The following is an 18,556-nucleotide window of genomic DNA, read 5'->3' as shown; positions in this document are numbered from 1 at the left end:
CCGTTGGCGCGGCTGTCGGCTGTCGGTTGCGGGCTACGGCTGTCGGCTTACGCCTGGGACTTGGGGCTGTCGGCCGGGGGCGTTCGGGCGTCGGGGCCCGGGGCTCACCCCGGGTTCAGGCCCTTGCTGCGCAGCCAGGGCAGCGGGTCGGCGGCGTCCCCGCCGCCGGGGTGGTACTCGAAGTGCAGGTGCGGGCCTGTGGAGTTGCCCGTGGTGCCGGAGTAGCCGATCACGTCGCCGGCCTTCACCTCACCGGAACGGATCTTGGTGCTGCTCAGGTGGCAGTACCAGGTCTCGGTGCCGTCGTCCGACTTGACCTTCATCATGTTGCCGAAGGACACATCGAACTGGGTGGTGACGGTCCCGTCGGTGGCCGCCTTCACCGGCGTGCCCTCGCTGACGGGGAAGTCGATGCCGCTGTGCAGGGACATCCAGTTGAGGCCCGCCGAGCCGAAGGTCGCGCTGAGCCCGGGCTGGTCCACCGGCAGCGAGAACTTGGGGCGCATCGCCTCCTTGCGCGCCGCCTCCTTGGCCTTCCGCTCCCGCTCCGCTTCCTGACGCTTCTTCAGGTCGATGCGTTCCTGGGTACGGCTGGCGCGGTCGGCGAAGTCACCGGCGTCCTCGGAGAGACCCGCGAGCTGGGTGTCCAGCTTCTTGTTGGCCTTCGACGGCTTGACCGGGGTGCCTTCCGAGGGGGAGGACGCGGCCTGGGTGGTGGTCCCGCTGTCCTCCTCGCTCTCGCCGGCCCCGCCGGCGACCGTGGCGGCGGCCGCACCCGCGACACCGAGCACCGCGAACGACGGGACGGCGACCGTCATCAGGGCCGAGCGACGCGGCTTCGGGGAACGCCGCCGCCCCGCGCCGCGCGGCTGATGCGGCAGTACGGCGGCGGGATCCGGTTCCGGATCGGGCGCCGGGGGGACGGTCTGGCTGTCCGGGCCCACGGCTCCGACGGCGGCGAACTCGCTTGTCGCCTCCATCCCGTGGAACGTACCGGCCGCGTCCACGGCGGCGAACTCGCTCGTCGCGTCGAGGGCGGGCGTCCCGTCCGGCGTGTGCTCGAAGCCTTGTTGATCGAAGCCCTGCTGCTCGAAGCTCTGCGGCGCGTACCCGTCGAACGTCTCGTGACCGGTGTACGTGGCGAAGTCGTCGTGCGCGGCGGCGTAGTTGAGGTCGTGGCCCGCGTCGAAGGACTGGCCCTCGAAGGGCTGCCCCTCGAAGGTGCCGTTCTCCAGACCCTGCGCGGCGCCCTCCTGGCCGGCAAAGGCCTGTCCGGCGAAAGTCTGGTCGGCGAAGGACTGGTCCGCGTAACCCTGGCCCTCGTAACCCTGACCGGCGAAGGTCTGGCCCTCGAAGGGCTGGCTGTCGAAGCCCTGGCCGTCGGTGAAGCCGTGTTCGTACCCGCCGGTGTGCTCGTAGCCCGCGTACGCCGCGTGCTGCTGACCCGTGTCCCAGGCCGAGGCATCCCACTGGCCCGTCTCGTGACCGCCCGCGGCGAACGCGAAACTGCCGGTGTCGTACGCCGTCGTGTCGTATCCGCCGGTGTCCCACTGGGCCACCGTGTAGCCGTAATCGGCCTGGTCGGGGCCCTGTTGCGAGGGAATGCCCGGGGTGCCCGCGCCCGTGTCCCAGCCGGATCCGGCCCACAGTGCGCCCGCGTCGTACTGCCCGGTGTCGTACTGGCCCGCGCCGTACTGCGCCGCGTCGAAGCCGTACTGCCCGGTGTCGTACTGGACTGTTCCGTACTGCCCTGTGTCGTACCCCGCGTCGTAACCGGCCCCGTACGCACCGGCGTCCACGCCGACGGCGCCCGGAACGGCTCCGTGGAACGTGTCGCCCTGGCCGTACGAGTCGGCCTGTCCGTAGGCGAAGCCGTCGAAGCTGCCCGTCGAGTAGCCGTCGTATACGGGCTCGTAGCCGGGCTGAACGGGCTGTCCGTCGTAGCCGCCGTAGGCCGGCTGCTCGTCACGCGTACCGAAGGCCGCGTACGAGAACTCAGAAGCGGTATCTGCCGGGGCGGGATCGCCCGACGGGTGACGTTCGTTCACCACCAACTTCTCTTTCGCCTCGACAACAGGGGCGGAAACAGTGCGGTGACTGTACCCGGCAGTATGCGAGCGCGACAATCTTCGGCAGGTTTCGGGCAGTGGGGAAACGGGCATTCGGCCGCCTTTCGGCGGACTACGGGCCGGTAGTTGGTGTGCCGTTCGACGCCCGTTCGACAAATACCCGACAGGATGAGCGAACCGTGCCCCCCACACGGGGGTCGGGAGGTTCCCTCAGGCCACGCCGGCGTCGCTGTCGGCGGTATCTGCCGAGGTCACAGCGGCCGCGTCGGCCTGTGCGCCGTCGGTCAACTCCCGGCGGATCCGCGCCGAGACGGCACAGTCCACCGGCAGCGTCAGATGCCCGACACCGTCCACGCGGACGTTCTCCGCGTGCAGATCCGGGTGGTCGAGACGCGCCGTCTCCACCGGCGCCATGAAAATGTCGAGATCGCTCCAGAAGCTCACGAACCGCGTGGCGAGAGCGTTCGGTTCGGGCCGGGCGAGATCGTTCAGCAGCGCCGAACCGGGCCGCATCTGCTGCAGCAGCGGATGCGGGACGAGCGCGGGCGCGGCGCGCGTACCGGAATGCGGTGTGCCCAGCGTGACGAGCGTACGGACGCGCGCGTCGCCGCCCAGACGCTGGACGTAGTAGCGCCCCGTCAGGCCGCCGAGGCTGTGCCCGACGATGTCGACCTGGCTGTGTCCCGTCTGTGCGCAGATCTCCTCCACCTGCAGCGCGAGCCGCTCGGCCGCGGCGCGGATGTCGGTGGTCAACAGCGAGTGGTTGACCGCGAAGACATGCCGCCAGCCGTCCCGCAGCAGCGCACGGCGCAGCAGCACGAAAACGGAGCGGTTGTCGACGAAGCCGTGCAGCAGCAGCACCGGAGTGTGCGCGCGCCCCTCCGTCGGAAGCAGGTGCGGCGCGTCCTCGGACTCCTGACCCGGATCGGCCGCGAGATGCGGAGCGGGGCGCTCCGCGATCAGACCCATGGGGTACAGCAGCAGATGTCCCGTCAACACCATGAGTTCCATGGCGGCGGCTCGCAGAAAGGGCGCTGTGGGGAGCGCCGGCAGGGCACGAATGATCGACCACCTCCCGAAAGGCACACGAGAGGACGGCGCGGCGCGTTGTGCTGGCAACTCGGCTCCGGCCGCCGGTCCGGCCGACGGCGCGGGAACCTCGCTGCGGCTCCTGCGGCTCCCCTGACGCGTCGCTGCTGTTGGTGCGGACGGCGCGTGGCGTACGTGTTGTCCCACGTGTGATTTCCCCCTCCCTTCAGAGCGCGAAACGGGCCGCTGAGGGATGCTGGCGATAACGTGCGTTCACTGACGCAGGGACGGCGATGGGCAGATGGAGGCAGTGATGGGTGTGTCGGGTCCGATCCGTGTGGTGGTCGCCAAACCGGGGCTCGACGGCCACGACCGCGGGGCCAAGGTCATCGCGAGGGCGCTGCGGGACGCCGGTATGGAGGTCATCTACACCGGGCTGCACCAGACTCCGGAGCAGATCGTGGACACGGCGATCCAGGAGGACGCGGACGCCATCGGCCTCTCGATCCTCTCCGGGGCGCACAACACGCTGTTCGCGCGGGTGTTGGAGCTGCTGCGGGAGCGGGACGCCGCGGACATCAAGGTGTTCGGCGGCGGGATCATCCCGGAGGACGACATCGTGCCGCTGAAGAATCTGGGAGTCGCCGCGATCTTCACGCCGGGGGCGACGACGTACGAGGTCGTGGAGTGGATCCGCACCAACGTGGGGCAGCTGGCGGCCTGACGGGGCCGCACCGGCCCGGGCCGCCCCCGCGAAAGGGGCGCCGGGCAGCTCCGCTTCACCGGCCATGGCCACCCTCCCCGTCCGGCTCGGCTTCCCGGGCCGGCGCGGTCTGCCCGTCCGGTCCGGTCCGCCCGTCCAGTTCGGCGAGCATGGCCGCGCGCAGCCGCAGGGTGCCGACCAGGCGCTGGAAGGCCTCGGCCCAGTAGGCGCCGGCGCCCGGTGAGCCGCCTTCCGGCTCGTCGGGGACGGCCGCCAGCGGTGCCAGCCGGCCGGCGTCCGCCGGATCGAGGCAGCGTTCGGCGAGGCCCATCACTCCGCTGAAGCTCCACGGGTAACTCCCCGCGTCCCGGGCGATCTCCAGCGCGTCCACCACGGCCCGGCCCAGCGGCCCCGCCCACGGCACGGCGCACACCCCGAGGATGCGGAACGCCTCCGACAGGCCGTGCGCGTCGATGAACCGGGCGGCCCACGCGGCGCGTTCACCCCCGGGCAGCACCGTGAGCAGCTTCGCGGGATCCCCGGGACCCTCCGTGAGCGGGTCGGTGGGCGGGCCGATCAGGGCCCGCGCCCACTCCGCGTCCCGCTGCCGTACGGCTGCGCGGCACCAGGCGGCGTGCAGGTCCTCCCGCCAGCCGTCACCCACCGGCAGCGCGACCACGGCGGCGGGCCCGCGGCCGCCGAACTGCCCGCGCCACACGGACAGCGGCGTTGCCTCCACCAACTGACCCAGCCACCACGCCCGTTCGCCCCGGCCCGACGGCGGCTTCGGCGCCACACCGTCGCGCTGCATGCCCGCGTCGCACTCCGGCGGCGCCTGCACGGATATCCGCGGCCCGGCGGCGCCCGCGCCGAGCGTGACGTACCTGCGGGAGCGGGCCGCCATCCGCGCGGCGAGGGCCGAACCCGGCAGCCCCGACAGCAGCTCGGCCGCCGTCGCCCGCACGGTGCGGCTGCGGTCGGCCAGCGCCTGCTCCAGGAACGGCTCGTCGTCCGGGGAGAGCCGGCCGCGCAGCGCGTCGAGGAACATCAGCCTGTCCTCGGCCCGTTCGGCCGCCCAGGTCGAGGCGAGCAGGGCCCGCCCCGCCGCGGGGTCGCGCCGGCGCAGGGCGCTCAGCGCGGCGACCCGCTCGGCGAACAGGCCCTCCTCCCACAGCCGGTGGACGGATCCGGCGTCCTCCGGCCGGGCTCCCTCCGCTCCCGCCGTGTCCGGGCCCCGGCCGGTGCCCTGCGCGGCGCCGGAGCGCAATGCGAAGCGCCAGTCCGGGTTGAGCCGGGCCAGCCACAGGCCGCGCGGACCGGCGAACTCCAGGGCCCGCGGCCGCAGATCAGTACGCGCGCGGGCCGCCGCCAGCAGAGCCGGAAGCTGCGCCGCGGGTGCCCGGTAGCCCCGGGCGCAGGCGGCCGCCAGCCACTGGGGCAGCAGCTCCGCCAGGTCGGGCCGGGCGCTCCGCCGTCCGCTGCGCTGCGCGCCCGGACCGCCTCCGGAGCCGCGGTCCGCGAGCAGCAGCGTCAGCCGGTGTGCCGCGGCGGCCGGCAGGGCCGCCCGCGGGTCCTCCGGCGCCGGCTCGGGACACGGCCGCGCCGCACCCGGCCGCAGGCCCGCCCTGCGGCGCACGGTCTGCACGGCCGCCTCGTCGAGGAGGGCGGACACACTGCCGCCCGGCGGAGTGCGGCGCTCGGCCCCGAGCAGCGCCGCGGTGACCAACTCGCCCCACTCCGCGGCCTGTTCCCCCTCGGGCGCCGCGGTCCGTGTGGCGCCGGGCAGGCCGTCGTTCTGTGAAGTGCCGTCGCTGAAGCTCCAGCTGTCCATGAATCCCCCGCTGTTCATGAAGCTCCTGCCGCTCATTGTGGCCCTCCCTCTCGCCGCCCGGCATCCGCCCTTGCGTACCGGTTCGGTCACAGCGTCGGATCCCGGCGTGGGGTCCGGTCACGGCGTCAGAGCGGAACGGCCGTGCCCTCGTGCCACGCCGTGTACGGCGCGAAGCCGCGGTGCCCGCACTCGCCGAACACGGTGAGCGGGCCGCCGCCCGACAAGGACGTCAGCTTCCACAGCGCGTCCGCCGGAGTCCCGGGCGCGACGGGCAGCGCGTCCCCGTTGTGCGCGTCGGCTATCTGCCAGCCCGTCGTCCCGTCCCGCTCCTCGGGTATCGGCAGCACGCCACGCAGCACCACGGGGCGCGCCTCCAGCCAGGGGTCCTCCGTCAGCGCGGCCCCGTACGCCTCCAGTGCCGCACGCAGGGAACAGCCCGGCGGCTCGAACCCGGCGTCCGGCTCCGCGTACCGCTCGCCGAGCGCTGCCCGCAGCGGCGGCGCGCCCGGATAGAAGGCCAGGTCCGCGTCGGCCGACATGCCCACGGGGAGGGCGAGTTCGGGAGGGCGGCCCGCCGCGCCGAAGGACAGCAGCAGCGCGGTCCTGCCACCGGCCCGTCCGTACAGCCAGATGCGGCGGACCGTGAGCCGGCCCTCCTCCTCGTCCCGCTGGGCCAGCACCAGCCAGGTGTCCCGCACCCGCGCCCGCTCGTCCGCCAGCAGCTCCGCCGTCTCCACGGTGAGGCCCACCCGCGCCCGCACGGTCGCCGCCAGCGGCTCGGGAAGAGGCGGCCGCCCCTCCTCCTCCGAAGCGCCTTCGAGCGCGAGGAAGCCCCGGTCGAGGAGGTGCAGCAGGGCGCACTCGGACAGCAGCCGCTCCGGCCAGCCGCTGCCCGACGACGCCACCGCGCCCAACTCCCGCACCCGGGAGGCGAGTCCGGGAGCCTGCGCGTCGACCATCCGGGCCGCCGTCTCGTCCCACGCCCCGTACCCCGCCTGGTCCGCGCCCGCCAGCCCGTCCCGCAGCAGATCGGCGAGCCGCTCCTCCAGCTCCGTGGCGCCGGCCGCGATACGCCGCGCCCTGCGCTCCGCGGACCGCCGGCGAGCCGCTCCGTCACCTTCGCCCCGCTGCGGGCCGGCACCCGAAGTGCTGTCCTGCGACGCCCCGTTGACCCGCCCGGGGCCGTCCCGATCACGCCGCGCCGTCAGCCACTGCGCCGCCCACTCCGGCGGCTCGGCACCCTCCGGCACGGCCCGCCCCTCCGGACCGTCCCCGACGCCGCCCCCCGTGCCCCGCGCCCACAGCAGCAGCAGGCCGAGGGCGTGCTTGCAGGGGAACTTCCGGCTCGGGCAACTGCACCGGTACCCCGGCCCTTCCGCCGCGTCCGTGCGCAGATCCACCACCGTTTCGTACGGCATGCTTCCGCTCCCCTCGCACAGCCCCCACACGGCCGTCCCCGCCGCGCCGGCCTCCCGCCACGGGCCCGGCTCCGACAACGCGCCGCCCGCCCGTCGCGACGTCTCGTCGGGCGCCAGCGCCAGCACCTGTTCCGCCGTCCAGCGGACCCCCTGTCCCGTCATGTCTACGACGCTACGAGCCGCCACTGACAATCCTCGACTCCCTTTTTCCGGGCGGAAGTTCGCGCAGGTCACAGCGGTGTGCGGGGGATTGTCAGTGGCGGGGTGCATCGTGGAGCGCACATCGGACGACCGATCGCGGAGGGGGATTTCGTGACCGTTTCCCAAGCCGGCACGGAGGGGCAGGACGGAGCGCAGCCGACGGATGCGCAGACGCTGCGGCCGCACGCCGAGGACGCGTTCGCCGGCGAGCTGGCGGCGCTGGCCGCCGCCGACGACCGGCCGCGGCCGGCGCGCTGGCGGCTGTCGCCGTGGGCCGTCGCCACCTATCTGCTCGGCGGTGAACTCCCGGACGGTCAGGTGATCTCGCCCAAGTACGTCGGGCCGCGCCGCATCGTCGAGGTCGCCGTCAGCACGCTCGCGACCGACCGCGCCCTGCTGCTGCTCGGCGTGCCGGGCACGGCCAAGACCTGGGTGTCGGAGCATCTGGCCGCCGCGGTGAGCGGCGATTCGACGCTGCTGGTGCAGGGCACGGCGGGCACCTCGGAGGAGTCCATCCGGTACGGGTGGAACTACGCGCGCCTGCTCGCCGAGGGCCCCAGCCGGCGGGCCCTGGTGGCGAGTCCGGTCATGCGGGCGATGGCGGAGGGGCTGACAGCCCGGGTCGAGGAGCTCACCCGCATCCCCGCGGACGTGCAGGACACGCTGATCACCGTGCTCTCCGAGAAGACCCTGCCCGTACCGGAGTTGGGGGAGGAGGTGCAGGCGGTCCGCGGCTTCAATCTGATCGCCACGGCCAACGACCGCGACCGCGGGGTGAACGAGCTGTCCAGCGCCCTGCGCCGGCGGTTCAACACCGTGGTGCTGCCGCTGCCCGAGACCGCCGAGGACGAGGTCGACATCGTGGCGCGGCGCGTCGGCCAGCTGGGCCGCTCTCTCGATCTGCCGGCGGCGCCGGACGGCACAGCGGAGATCCGCCGGGTGGTGACGGTCTTCCGGGAGCTGCGGGACGGGGTGACGGCGGACGGGCGGACGAAGCTCAAGTCGCCCTCGGGGACGCTGTCGACGGCCGAGGCGATCTCCGTCGTCACCGGCGGTCTGGCGCTGTCCGCGCACTTCGGGGACGGGGTGCTGCGGCCCGGCGACGTGGCCGCGGGCATCCTCGGCGCGGTGGTCCGCGACCCGGCAGCAGACCGCACGGTGTGGCAGGAGTATCTGGAGGCGGTGGTGCGCGAGCGCGACGGCTGGAAGGACTTCTACCGCGCCTGCCGAGAGGTCACCGGATGAGCGGAACGGGCAGCGGTCCGGCGGCGGTTGGCGCCGCCGGCGCGGGCGGGCCCGGGGGAGCGGAGGGGCCGCTGCTCCTGGGGGTGCGGCACCACGGTCCGGGGTCGGCGCGCGCGGTGCGGGCCGCGCTGACGGCGTACGAGCCGGAGGTGCTGCTCATCGAGGGGCCGCCGGAGGCCGACGGCATCGTGCGGCTCGCGGGCGAGGAGGGCATGCGGCCGCCGGTCGCACTGCTCGCGCATGTGCGGGACGAGCCGGGCCGGGCCGCCTTCTGGCCGCTGGCGGAGTTCTCGCCGGAGTGGGTGGCGGTCCGGTGGGCGCTGCGGCACGGCACGGAGGTCCGGTTCATCGACCTGCCCGCCGCCCACGCGCTCGCCCTCGGCGAGAGCGGCCACGACGACGAGCGGGAGGACGGTGGGCCCGAGGCGGACGGGGCCGGGGATGCTGGGGAGCGTGAAGACCCCGTGCGTATCGACCCGTTGGCGGTCCTCGCGGAGACCGCGGGATACGACGACCCCGAGCGCTGGTGGGAGGACGCCGTCGAGCACCGCGGCGCGGCGGACGATCCGTACGCCCCGTTCCAGGCGCTCGGCGAGGCCATGGCCGTGCTCCGCGAGGTGCACGGGGACGGCGGACACCGCCGTGACCTAATGCGCGAGGCCCATATGCGGCTGCGTCTGCGCGACGCCGTGCGGACGCACGGTGCGGGGGCCGTCGCCGTCGTCTGCGGTGCCTGGCATGTGCCGGCGCTCACCGCCAAACCCCCGGTCACCGCCGACCGTTCGCTGCTCAAGGGGCTGCCGAAGGTGAAGGCCGAGGTCACCTGGGTGCCGTGGACGCACCGCAGGCTCGGCCGCCAGAGCGGGTACGGCGCGGGCATCGCCTCGCCCGGCTGGTACGGCCATCTCTTCTCCGCGCCGGACCGCCCCGTCGAGCGCTGGATGACCAAGGTGGCCCGGCTGCTGCGGGACGAGGACCACAGCGTGTCCCCCGCGCACGTCATCGAGGCCGTCCGGCTCGCCGGCACCCTCGCGGCAGTCCGCGGCCGCCCGCTCGCCGGGCTGAGCGAGGCCACCGACGCGGTGCGGGCCGTGATGTGCGGGGGCTCCGACGTGCCGATGGCGCTCGTGCACGACCGGCTCATCGTCGGCGACGCGCTCGGCGAGGTCCCGGAGGGGGCACCGGCCGTTCCGCTGCAGCGCGATCTCGACCGGCAGCAGCGGAGCCTGCGGCTGCGCCCCGAGGCGCAGGACCGGGACATGGAGCTCGACCTGCGCAAGGACACCGACGCCGCGCGCAGCCGCCTGCTGCACAGACTGCGGCTGCTGGGCGTCGGCTGGGGCGAGCCCTCCGTGTCCCGCACGGTCAGCACCGGCACGTTCCGGGAGAGCTGGCGGCTGCGCTGGGAGCCGGAGTTGTCCGTCCGGGTCGCCGAGGCCGGCATCTGGGGCACCACGGTGCTCGGTGCGGCGACGGCCTCCGCCTCCTCGCAGGCCGTCGGGACGCGCGCGCTGTCGGAGGTCACCGCGCTCGCCGAACGCTGCCTGCTCGCCGGGCTGCCGGACGCGCTCCCCGTGGTCATGCGGGTGCTCGCGGACCGTGCCGCGCTCGACACCGACGTGGGCCATCTCGCCCAGGCGCTCCCGGCGTTGGTGCGCTCGGTGCGGTACGGGGACGTGCGGGGCACCGACGCGGCGGCGCTCACCGAGGTCGCCCAGGGCCTCGCCGAGCGGGTCCGGGTGGGCCTGCCGCCGGCCTGTTCGGGCCTGGACGCCGACGGCGCCAGGGACATGCGCGGCCATCTGGACGCGGCACACCGGGCGGTGGCGCTGCTGCGTGAGAGCGACCTCTCCGCGCGCTGGCGCGGCACGCTGCGCACCCTCGCGGAGCGCGACCGGATATCGGGGCTGCTGCGCGGCCGGTGCGCCCGTCTGCTGCTGGACGACGGGCAGTTGGCGGAGGACGAGGCGGAGCGGCTGATGGGGCTAGCGCTGTCGCCGGGCACGGAGCCGGTCGAGGCCGCCGCGTGGACCGAGGGCTTCCTGGCGGGCGGCGGCATGCTGCTCGTGCACGACGCGCGGCTGCTCGCGCTCGTCGACCGCTGGCTCACGGGCATACCGGCGGAGGCGTTCGCCGACGTACTGCCGCTGCTGCGGCGGACGTTCGCGGAGTACGAGCCGGGGGTGCGCCGCACCCTGGGCGAGCTGGTGCGGCGCGGCACACCGGGGGAGGGCACGGGGACCGGCGGCGGCCACGCCCCCGCGCCGGGCTTCGCCCCCGTCCCCGACGCGGACCGCGCCGACGCCGTCATGCCGGTGCTGCGGCTCCTGTTGGGCCACTCCCTCACCACCCGGCACTCCACAGAACCGGAGGTGACCCGATGAGCGGTGACACGGACGAACGGCTGCGGCGCTGGCGGCTCGTGCTCGGGGATCCCGGAGGCGGTGAGGGCACGGGCCAGGCGCTCGGCGGCACCGACGCCGCCATGGACCGCACCCTGGAGGCGCTCTACGGCGGCGACCGCCCGTCGCGGGACACCGGGGGCACCGGCGGAGGCGGCAGAGGGGGCGGACTGGGCGGTTCCGCGCCGCGGGTGGCCCGCTGGCTCGGCGACATCCGCAGCTATTTCCCCAGCTCCGTCGTCCAGGTCATGCAGCGCGACGCGATCGAACGGCTCGGCCTGTCCACCCTGTTGCTGGAGCCGGAGATGCTGGACGCCGTCGAGGCCGACGTCCATCTGGTCGGCACGCTCCTCTCCCTCAACAAGGCCATGCCGGAGACCAGCAGGGAGTCGGCGCGCGCCGTGGTGCGCAAGGTCGTCGACGAGCTGGAGCGGAAGTTCGCCGCGCGCACCCGGGCGACGCTCACCGGCGCGCTGGACCGCTCGGCGCGGGTCAGCCGCCCGCGCCCCGGCGACATCGACTGGGACCGCACGATCCGCGCCAATCTCAAGAACTACCTGCCCGAGTACGGAACGGTCGTCCCCGAGCGCCTCGTCGGGCACGGCCGCGCGGCGCAGTCGGTGAAGAAGGACGTCATCCTCTGCATCGACCAGTCGGGGTCCATGGCGGCCTCCGTCGTGCACGCCTCCGTGTTCGGCGCCGTCCTCGCCTCCATGCGGGCGCTGGACACCCGGCTCATCGCGTTCGACTCCAACGTCGTCGATCTGACGGACGCTCTGGACGACCCGGTGGATGTGCTGTTCGGCACGCAGCTCGGCGGCGGCACGGACATCAACAGAGCCCTGGCGTACTGCCAGTCGAAGATCAGCCGCCCCGCGGAGACCGTCGTCGTGCTCATCAGCGACCTCTACGAAGGGGGCATACGCGACGAGATGCTCAAGCGGGTCGCCGCGATGAAGGCGGCGGGGGTGCAGTTCGTCACGCTGCTGGCACTCTCCGACGAGGGCGCGCCCGCGTACGACCGGGAGCATGCCGGCGCGCTCGCCGCCCTGGGGGCGCCCGCTTTCGCCTGCACGCCGGACCATTTCCCGGAGGTGATGGCCGCCGCTCTGGAGAAACGCGAGCTCCCGGTGCCGGAGGCGTGAACCGGGGCGGCAGACGGGTCCCCGGGAGAAGTGAACAGTTTGTGAGGGGAGTTGCGTCCGGGGCAGGGGAGCGTGCAAGGATCTCTCCCGTTGCCCGGAACGCAGGGCTCCGGGGTGTGTTCTCCGCCCCCGTGGTGCCCGCTTCCGCCTGCTTTTTCTTCCGTCCATCCCTCCGGGAAGGCTCTCCGTTGTCCGCAGTGACCGCTGTGCCCGCAGCCGTGCGCATGCCGCGCTCGGCAGCCGGCCGGCGCGCCCTGCTGACGGCGGTCTTCCTCGGGGGTCTGTTCGCGCTCGCCTTCTTCTTCGGCGGCAGCGCGCACGCCGCGACCGGACCGGACCTCGGCGACCACGCCGGTGTCCGGGAGCCCTCCGGACCCACCCCGGTCGACCGGAGCGGGGCCGTACGGCAGGACACGGCGCAGGACGGCGAGTCCGCGGTGCGCGAGCGTACGGACAGTCAGGCCCGTCAGGCCGCCGAGGCCCGGGACCGGCTGGCCGGACACCGCGAGCGGACCCGCGCGGCGGCCGGTGAGGTCACCACCGAGGTGACCCGGCCCGTCCGGGACGGCGCCGAGCGGACGCGGCAGGCAACACGCCCCGTGGACAGGACCGTTCAGCAGGTCACGCAGCACACGGGGCTCGATGAGGCGACCGGCGGGCTGCTCCCGGACCGGCTGACGGAGCACGACCGCGGCAGCGGTACCGGCGCGGACCGCGCCACGGCACACCAGGACGGCCCCTCCCGCGACAGCGCGGACCGGACCGCCCACCGGGACCACGCGAAGGGCTCGCAGGCCGCTTCGCAGTGCGCCCCGCACACCCTGTCCGACGGCGCCGCGCACCAGCAGGCGTCGGCGGGCGACGGATTCACCGGCGGCGACAGCGGCCACGGCCTTCCCGGGCCGCGGCTTCCGCACCACCAGCTGCCGTCGGCACCCGCTGTCTCCGCTGCTTCCCAGACCGCCGGTGACGGCAGTGGGAAGCGCGGTGGCCCGGACCAACTTGCCGCTTGTGTCACGGACATGGAGCGGGCCGGACCGCTGCTGCCCGGCGCCGTGCGCGCCGAGCAGGACGGCCCGACGCGCGAGCGCGCGGGCAACATCCTCGAATTCCCCGGCTAGGGCAGACCTTCCACTCCTCTGGAAGACCCTGACCTGCCGCGCGGGGGTGGACAGGTCTGCCCGACGCCCCATTTCCCTGAATTCGAAGGACGTTCCTCGATCATGCGCAAGAACATCCGCCGTTCCGTAGCCGTCGCAGCCGCCGCCACCGGTATCTGGGCCCTCGGTGCCGCCACCGCCTCCGCCGCCGACCTGCCCGTCTCCGACGGCGCGAGCACCGTCACCGACACGGTCGACGGCGCCAAGGACACCGTGCAGGGCGTGACGGACGGCGCGCAGGACAAGGCCGCCGAGAGCCCGGCGTCCGGCGTCACCGACAAGCTGCCCGAGGCGCCCTCGACGCCCGGCACCGACGACGTGACCGGCAAGCTCGGCGACGTGACGGGCAAGGCCGGCGACGCGGCCGGCACGGCGAAGGGCGTCACGGGGAACCTGCCGCAGGCCGGCAAGGCGGCCCACCTGGGCGCGCTGCAGGGCAAGCTGAGCTCGCTTCAGATCGAGAAGCTGCAGAAGCTCGGCAAGCTCGACGAGGCCCGTGAGCTCGCCGCCGCCGGCAAGCTCGGCCAGGTGAAGGGCCTGCTGCTCGGCAAGGCCGGGGACGTCAAGTCCAAGGCCGGGGACGTCACCTCCACGGCGCAGGGTGCCGGTGACGAGCTGCGCGGCGCGGCCCAGGGTGCGAACCTGCCGGGCACCCCCGCCCTGCCGTCCCTCCCGGTGCTGAGCACCGTGCCGTCGCTGCCGGGTCTGCCGGTCCTGCCGGGCGACGTGTCGACGAAGCCCGCGCTGCCCGTCGGCCAGCTGCCGGTCAACGCCCCGGCGCTGCCCGCCGCGCCGAACGCCGGCAACCTGATCGGCGGCCTCGCCGGTAAGGCCCCGCACCCGGAGCAGCTGACCGCCGTCACCAAGGGCGGCGCCGCGCAGAAGGCACTGAAGACCACGCGTCAGCCCGCCGCCGTGGCGCAGCCGGTCGCCGGCAAGGCCGGCAACGCCATCCTGCCGCCCGCCGCGGGCAGCATCCTCGTGAAGCTCGCGCCGGTCGCCGAGGGCGCCGTCGCCGACACCGCGACGACCGCCGACAACGCCGGTGCGCAGGCCACCCCGTTCGCCCAGGGTGTCGCCGAGAAGACCGGCACGCTGACCAAGGCCACCGCCGGTCACGCCGCCGTCGCGGGCACCGGCATCGCCGGCGACGCGAGCGCCTACGGCCAGGGCGTGGCCGCCGACGCGCAGCCGTTCGCCGTGCAGCTGGGCACCGGTGCCGCCGGTGACGCGCGCACCCTGGCGACGAACGCCGCCGCCGGCACGCAGCGGGTCACCGCCGTGCAGGCCCCGGCGAACCTGACGGACGCCGCCAACATCCCGGCGCTGCCCGCCGTTTCGACCCTGCCGGGCGCCGGCTCGCTGCCGGCCGTTCCGGCGGTCTGAGGGTCCGACCCTCTCGCTGACCGGCGGGGCGGCTCTCTGTGGGGGTGAGTCGCCCCGCCTCTCTTCACCGCCGGGTCAGCACCGAACAGAACACCGACCGACTCCTACGGAATCGAGACAGACATGCGCAAGAGCGTTCGTCGCGGACTGGTGATCGCCGCCGCGGCCGGCGGGCTGCTGGCCTTCGGGGCCGGCGGCGCGTCGGCCGCGTCCGCGGGATCCGCCGTGAAAGCGGGCGACGGGCCGCCGTCCATCGGAGTGCCCGAAGTGGTGCCGGGGGTCCCCAGCATCAGCGTCGTGCCACTGTCCCTCCCCGGGATTCCCGGGGTGGGGCCGATTCCCCCGGACTCGTCGGTGATTCCGATGCCGCGGGCCTGAACCCGCAGGACCGGCAGGCCCGTTGCGGGCCACCGGTACGAGGTGTACGAGGGGTACGTACGGAGCGCGGCGGCGCCCTGTGCGTACCCCTTTCCGGTGGGCACACCGTCCGTTTGTGACCGTTGTCACCGCCCCGGTGTGATCTGCGATTTATGAAGGACTCACGCGCGGAGCTAACCTGCAAGGCGGACATGCCGCGCGCCACCGGGGACGCCGCGGCCACGCGGCACGCCCACGCTGACAACGACCGCGAAACCATTGATTAAGGGGACGGACGCGCGTGGACCTGTTCGAGTACCAGGCGAGGGACATCTTCGCCAAGCATGACGTACCGGTGCTGGCCGGTGAAGTCATCGACACGCCCGAGGCGGCGCGCGAGGTGACCGAGCGTCTCGGCGGCCGCGCGGTCGTCAAGGCGCAGGTCAAGGTCGGTGGCCGCGGCAAGGCCGGCGGCGTGAAGCTGGCCTCCGACCCGGCGGACGCCGTCGACAAGGCCGGCCAGATTCTGGGCATGGACATCAAGGGCCACACGGTCCACAAGGTGATGCTGGCCCAGACCGCGGACATCGCGGAGGAGTACTACGTCTCCTTCCTGCTGGACCGCACCAACCGCACCTTCCTGGCCATGGCCTCCGTCGAGGGTGGTGTCGAGATCGAGGAGGTCGCGGCGACCAAGCCCGAGGCGCTCGCCAAGATTCCGGTCGACGCCATCGAGGGCGTGACCGAGGCCAAGGCCCGCGAGATCGTCGAGGCCGCGAAGTTCCCGGCGGACCTGCACGACCAGATCGTGAACGTCCTGCAGAAGCTGTGGGACGTCTTCATCAAGGAAGACGCCGTCCTCGTCGAGGTGAACCCGCTGGTCAAGACCGGCGAGGGCAAGGTCATCGCGCTGGACGGCAAGGTGTCGCTGGACGCCAACGCCGACTTCCGGCAGCCCGACCACGAGGCGCTCGAGGACAAGGCCGCCGCCAACCCGCTCGAGGCGGCTGCCAAGGCCAAGGGCCTCAACTACGTGAAGCTCGATGACGGCCAGGTCGGCATCATCGGCAACGGCGCGGGTCTGGTCATGTCGACCCTCGACGTCGTGGCGTACGCCGGCGAGGCGCACAAGAACGTGAAGCCCGCCAACTTCCTGGACATCGGTGGCGGCGCCTCCGCCGAGGTCATGGCCAACGGCCTGGAGATCATCCTGGGCGACCCGGACGTCAAGTCCGTGTTCGTCAACGTCTTCGGCGGCATCACCGCCTGCGACGCCGTCGCCAACGGCATCGTGCAGGCCCTGGAGCTGCTCAAGTCCAAGGGTGAGGACGTCAACAAGCCGCTCGTCGTGCGCCTCGACGGCAACAACGCCGAGCTGGGTCGCAAGATCCTGACCGACGCCAACCACCCGCTCGTGCAGCAGGTGGACACCATGGACGGGGCGGCCGACCGCGCCGCCGAGCTGGCCGCGCAGTAGTTTCTGGCGCGTCTCCTACAAGACAAGAAGGACCGAGGACACCAGAACCATGGCTATCTTCCTCACCAAGGAGAGCAAGGTCATCGTCCAGGGGATGACCGGCTCGGAGGGCCAGAAGCACACCAAGCGGATGCTCGCTTCCGGCACCAACATCGTCGGCGGCGTGAACCCGCGCAAGGCCGGCACGAACGTCGACTTCGACGGCACCGAGGTGCCGGTCTTCGGCAGCGTCAAGGACGCGATGGAGCAGACTGGTGCCGATGTCACCGTCATCTTCGTCCCGCCGAAGTTCTCGAAGGACGCGGTCGTCGAGGCCGTCGACGCCGGCATCGGTCTGGCCGTCGTGATCACCGAGGGCATCGCGGTCCACGACACCGCCTACTTCTGGGACTACGCCTCCCAGAAGGGCAACAAGACCCGCATCGTCGGCCCGAACTGTCCCGGTCTCATCACCCCGGGCCAGTCCAACGCGGGCATCATCCCGGCCGACATCACGAAGCCGGGCCGCATCGGCCTGGTCTCCAAGTCGGGCACGCTGACGTACCAGATGATGTACGAGCTGCGGGACATCGGCTTCTCCACCGCGGTCGGCATCGGCGGTGACCCGGTCATCGGCACCACGCACATCGACGCCCTGCGGGCCTTCGAGGCCGACGCCGACACCGACCTCATCGTGATGATCGGTGAGATCGGCGGCGACGCCGAGGAGCGTGCCGCGGACTTCATCAAGGAGAACGTGTCGAAGCCGGTCGTCGGCTACGTCGCGGGCTTCACCGCGCCCGAGGGCAAGACCATGGGCCACGCGGGCGCCATCGTCTCCGGTTCGTCGGGCACCGCCCAGGCGAAGAAGGAGGCCCTGGAGGCCGCCGGCGTCAAGGTCGGCAAGACCCCGTCGGAGACCGCGCGTCTCGCGCGTGAACTCCTCGCCGGCTGACGGCTGCTGACGCCCCGTCGGGGCACGTACGGCAACGGGTCCGCCCCTCACGCACATCGCGTGAGGGGCGGACCCGTTCTCGTGCGCGGGCAGCCGGAGGGGACGGCCCGGTCAGTAGTCCGCGTACGCCCAGGCCGCCTTCTCCTCGGGGCGCAGCTCGCCGGACGGGGTGAAGTCGTCCCAGTGCATCCGCCGGTTAGTGGAGCGCAGCTGCGGCAGATACGCCGGGCCGGTGTCCTGCGGCAGGACCTGCCGCGGCTCCGAGGCCCCGGACAGCGAGGCGGATTCGGACCGGCCGGGCCGGTTGTCGTCGGGGCGGTCCGGCTGCGGCGAGGTGACGGCCGCGTCCGGCGGCCGGGGAGCCGGGCCGTCCCGGCCGCCGTCCCAGGTGGCGACGGTCAGCCCGGTCACGGCCGCCACCAGCGCGGTCAGCCCGATCGCGGCCCGCGTCCAGAGCCGCGTGCTGCTCTCGCTGCCGGCCCGTACGTACGAAGCGGGCGGTGTCCGTACGGGCTGCGCCGCCGCCAACTCCCGCAGCCAGTCGGCCAGTACCTCGCCGCGCCGTTCCGGCGGCGTACCGGCGAGGCGGGGCAGCTGCCCGGCGAGCGCCTCGCGCGCGTGGGTGAGCCGGCCGGCCGCCGCGGGGGTGCTGGCCTCCGTCTCCGCGGCGGTGTCGGGCAGGCTCAGTCCGACCCCGTCGTGCAGCAGGAGCGTGGCCCGGTACGAACGCGGCAGGCTCAACAGGGCGTCCAGCAGCGCCCGGTCGTACGGCGGGCCCGGATGCGCCTCGGGCTCCCGGTGCCCGGGCCGGAACAGATGCCAGGGAGAGAGCGCGTACGCGTACACCGCGCCGCGCACCCAGCCGGCCGGGTCCCGGTCAACGGCGACCTCCGGCCAGTGCTGCCAGACCTGGTGGAACCCGTGGGTGACGGCCTGTTCGGCCACCCGGCGGTGTCCGCAGAGCAGCAGCGCCTGCCGGGCGAGGCCGCGCGCGTGCCGTTCGTAGAGCAGGTCGAAGGCGTCGGCCGCGCTCCGCGGCCCGGCGTGGCCCGCGGGCTCCGCCGTCATCGGCGGACCCGGCCCGTGGACGGACTCACAGAGGCTCTTTGTGTGAAAAGACGCATAAACCTATCTTGTGCGACACCACGACGATTCTCCTGATACCGCGTCAGAACGTGTGTCGTTGGCAGCATGTCGCT

14 protein-coding genes are annotated in these 18,556 nt (G+C 73.5%); 9 read left to right on the top strand and 5 right to left on the bottom strand.

Features of this window, described 5'->3' with window-relative positions; genetic code table 11:
* Positions 1-104: 104 nt before the first annotated feature.
* Together AC3AGO_RS14770 and AC3AGO_RS14765 are read right to left on the bottom strand one after the other, a co-directional pair.
* Positions 105-2,048, bottom strand: coding sequence for a M23 family metallopeptidase (locus tag AC3AGO_RS14770; protein ID WP_487820662.1), 1,944 nt, complete (start codon positions 2,046-2,048; stop codon positions 105-107).
* Positions 2,049-2,279: 231 nt separating this feature from the next.
* Positions 2,280-3,071, bottom strand: coding sequence for an esterase/lipase family protein (locus AC3AGO_RS14765; RefSeq protein ID WP_487820661.1), 792 nt, complete (start codon positions 3,069-3,071; stop codon positions 2,280-2,282).
* Between the two features lie 340 nt (positions 3,072-3,411).
* Here AC3AGO_RS14765 and icmB point away from each other — a divergent pair, with 340 nt between their 5' ends.
* Positions 3,412-3,822, top strand: coding sequence for a coenzyme B12-dependent isobutyryl CoA mutase small subunit (gene icmB / locus AC3AGO_RS14760; protein ID WP_487820660.1), 411 nt, complete (start codon positions 3,412-3,414; stop codon positions 3,820-3,822).
* Positions 3,823-3,877: 55 nt separating this feature from the next.
* Here icmB and AC3AGO_RS14755 read toward each other — a convergent pair whose 3' ends face one another.
* Entirely contained in the window at positions 3,878-5,632 is a 1,755-nt protein-coding gene (locus tag AC3AGO_RS14755) for a DUF5691 domain-containing protein (RefSeq protein ID WP_487824662.1), read from the bottom strand.
* 125 nt (positions 5,633-5,757) lie between these two features.
* Positions 5,758-7,212 carry an SWIM zinc finger family protein gene (locus AC3AGO_RS14750; RefSeq protein WP_487820659.1) on the bottom strand — a complete coding sequence of 485 codons (1,455 nt, stop codon included), beginning with the start codon at positions 7,210-7,212 and terminating at the stop codon, positions 5,758-5,760.
* A 150-nt stretch (positions 7,213-7,362) separates the two neighbouring features.
* Here AC3AGO_RS14750 and AC3AGO_RS14745 point away from each other — a divergent pair, with 150 nt between their 5' ends.
* The 8 genes from AC3AGO_RS14745 (at position 7,363) to sucD (ending at position 17,357) form a co-directional block, all read left to right on the top strand.
* The gene (locus AC3AGO_RS14745) at positions 7,363-8,496 is read left to right on the top strand and encodes an ATP-binding protein (protein ID WP_487820658.1); all 1,134 of its coding nucleotides are present in this window, start codon (positions 7,363-7,365) and stop codon (positions 8,494-8,496) included.
* On the top strand, positions 8,493-10,880 hold the full coding sequence (locus AC3AGO_RS14740; RefSeq protein WP_487820657.1) for a DUF5682 family protein: 2,388 nt from the start codon (positions 8,493-8,495) through the stop codon (positions 10,878-10,880). Before AC3AGO_RS14745 ends, AC3AGO_RS14740 begins: the two co-directional genes overlap by 4 nt.
* Positions 10,877-12,043 carry a VWA domain-containing protein gene (locus tag AC3AGO_RS14735; RefSeq protein WP_487820656.1) on the top strand — a complete coding sequence of 389 codons (1,167 nt, stop codon included), beginning with the start codon at positions 10,877-10,879 and terminating at the stop codon, positions 12,041-12,043. The genes AC3AGO_RS14740 and AC3AGO_RS14735 overlap by 4 nt, the downstream gene beginning before the upstream one ends.
* 197 nt (positions 12,044-12,240) lie before the next feature.
* Positions 12,241-13,164 carry a hypothetical protein gene (locus AC3AGO_RS14730; protein ID WP_487820655.1) on the top strand — a complete coding sequence of 308 codons (924 nt, stop codon included), beginning with the start codon at positions 12,241-12,243 and terminating at the stop codon, positions 13,162-13,164.
* A 102-nt stretch (positions 13,165-13,266) separates the two neighbouring features.
* Positions 13,267-14,589 carry a hypothetical protein gene (locus AC3AGO_RS14725; protein WP_487820654.1) on the top strand — a complete coding sequence of 441 codons (1,323 nt, stop codon included), beginning with the start codon at positions 13,267-13,269 and terminating at the stop codon, positions 14,587-14,589.
* 123 nt (positions 14,590-14,712) lie between these two features.
* Positions 14,713-14,967 (top strand): hypothetical protein, encoded by a 255-nt coding sequence (locus AC3AGO_RS14720; protein WP_487820653.1) that lies wholly within the window; start codon positions 14,713-14,715, stop codon positions 14,965-14,967.
* A gap of 280 nt (positions 14,968-15,247) precedes the next feature.
* Positions 15,248-16,423, top strand: a complete 1,176-nt coding sequence (sucC, locus tag AC3AGO_RS14715) for an ADP-forming succinate--CoA ligase subunit beta (protein WP_487820652.1) — start codon at positions 15,248-15,250, stop codon at positions 16,421-16,423.
* Between the two features lie 49 nt (positions 16,424-16,472).
* Positions 16,473-17,357, top strand: coding sequence for a succinate--CoA ligase subunit alpha (sucD, locus tag AC3AGO_RS14710; protein ID WP_487820651.1), 885 nt, complete (start codon positions 16,473-16,475; stop codon positions 17,355-17,357).
* A gap of 111 nt (positions 17,358-17,468) precedes the next feature.
* On the opposite strand, the gene AC3AGO_RS14705 is transcribed toward sucD, so the two are convergent.
* On the bottom strand, positions 17,469-18,425 hold the full coding sequence (locus tag AC3AGO_RS14705; protein ID WP_487820650.1) for an RNA polymerase sigma factor: 957 nt from the start codon (positions 18,423-18,425) through the stop codon (positions 17,469-17,471).
* Between the last annotated feature and the right edge of the window lie 131 nt (positions 18,426-18,556).

Source organism: Streptomyces sp. BL1, from assembly GCF_057628045.1.
The sequence above is the reverse complement of the archived record's forward strand: the minus strand, read 5'-3'. Positions and strand labels throughout refer to the sequence as shown.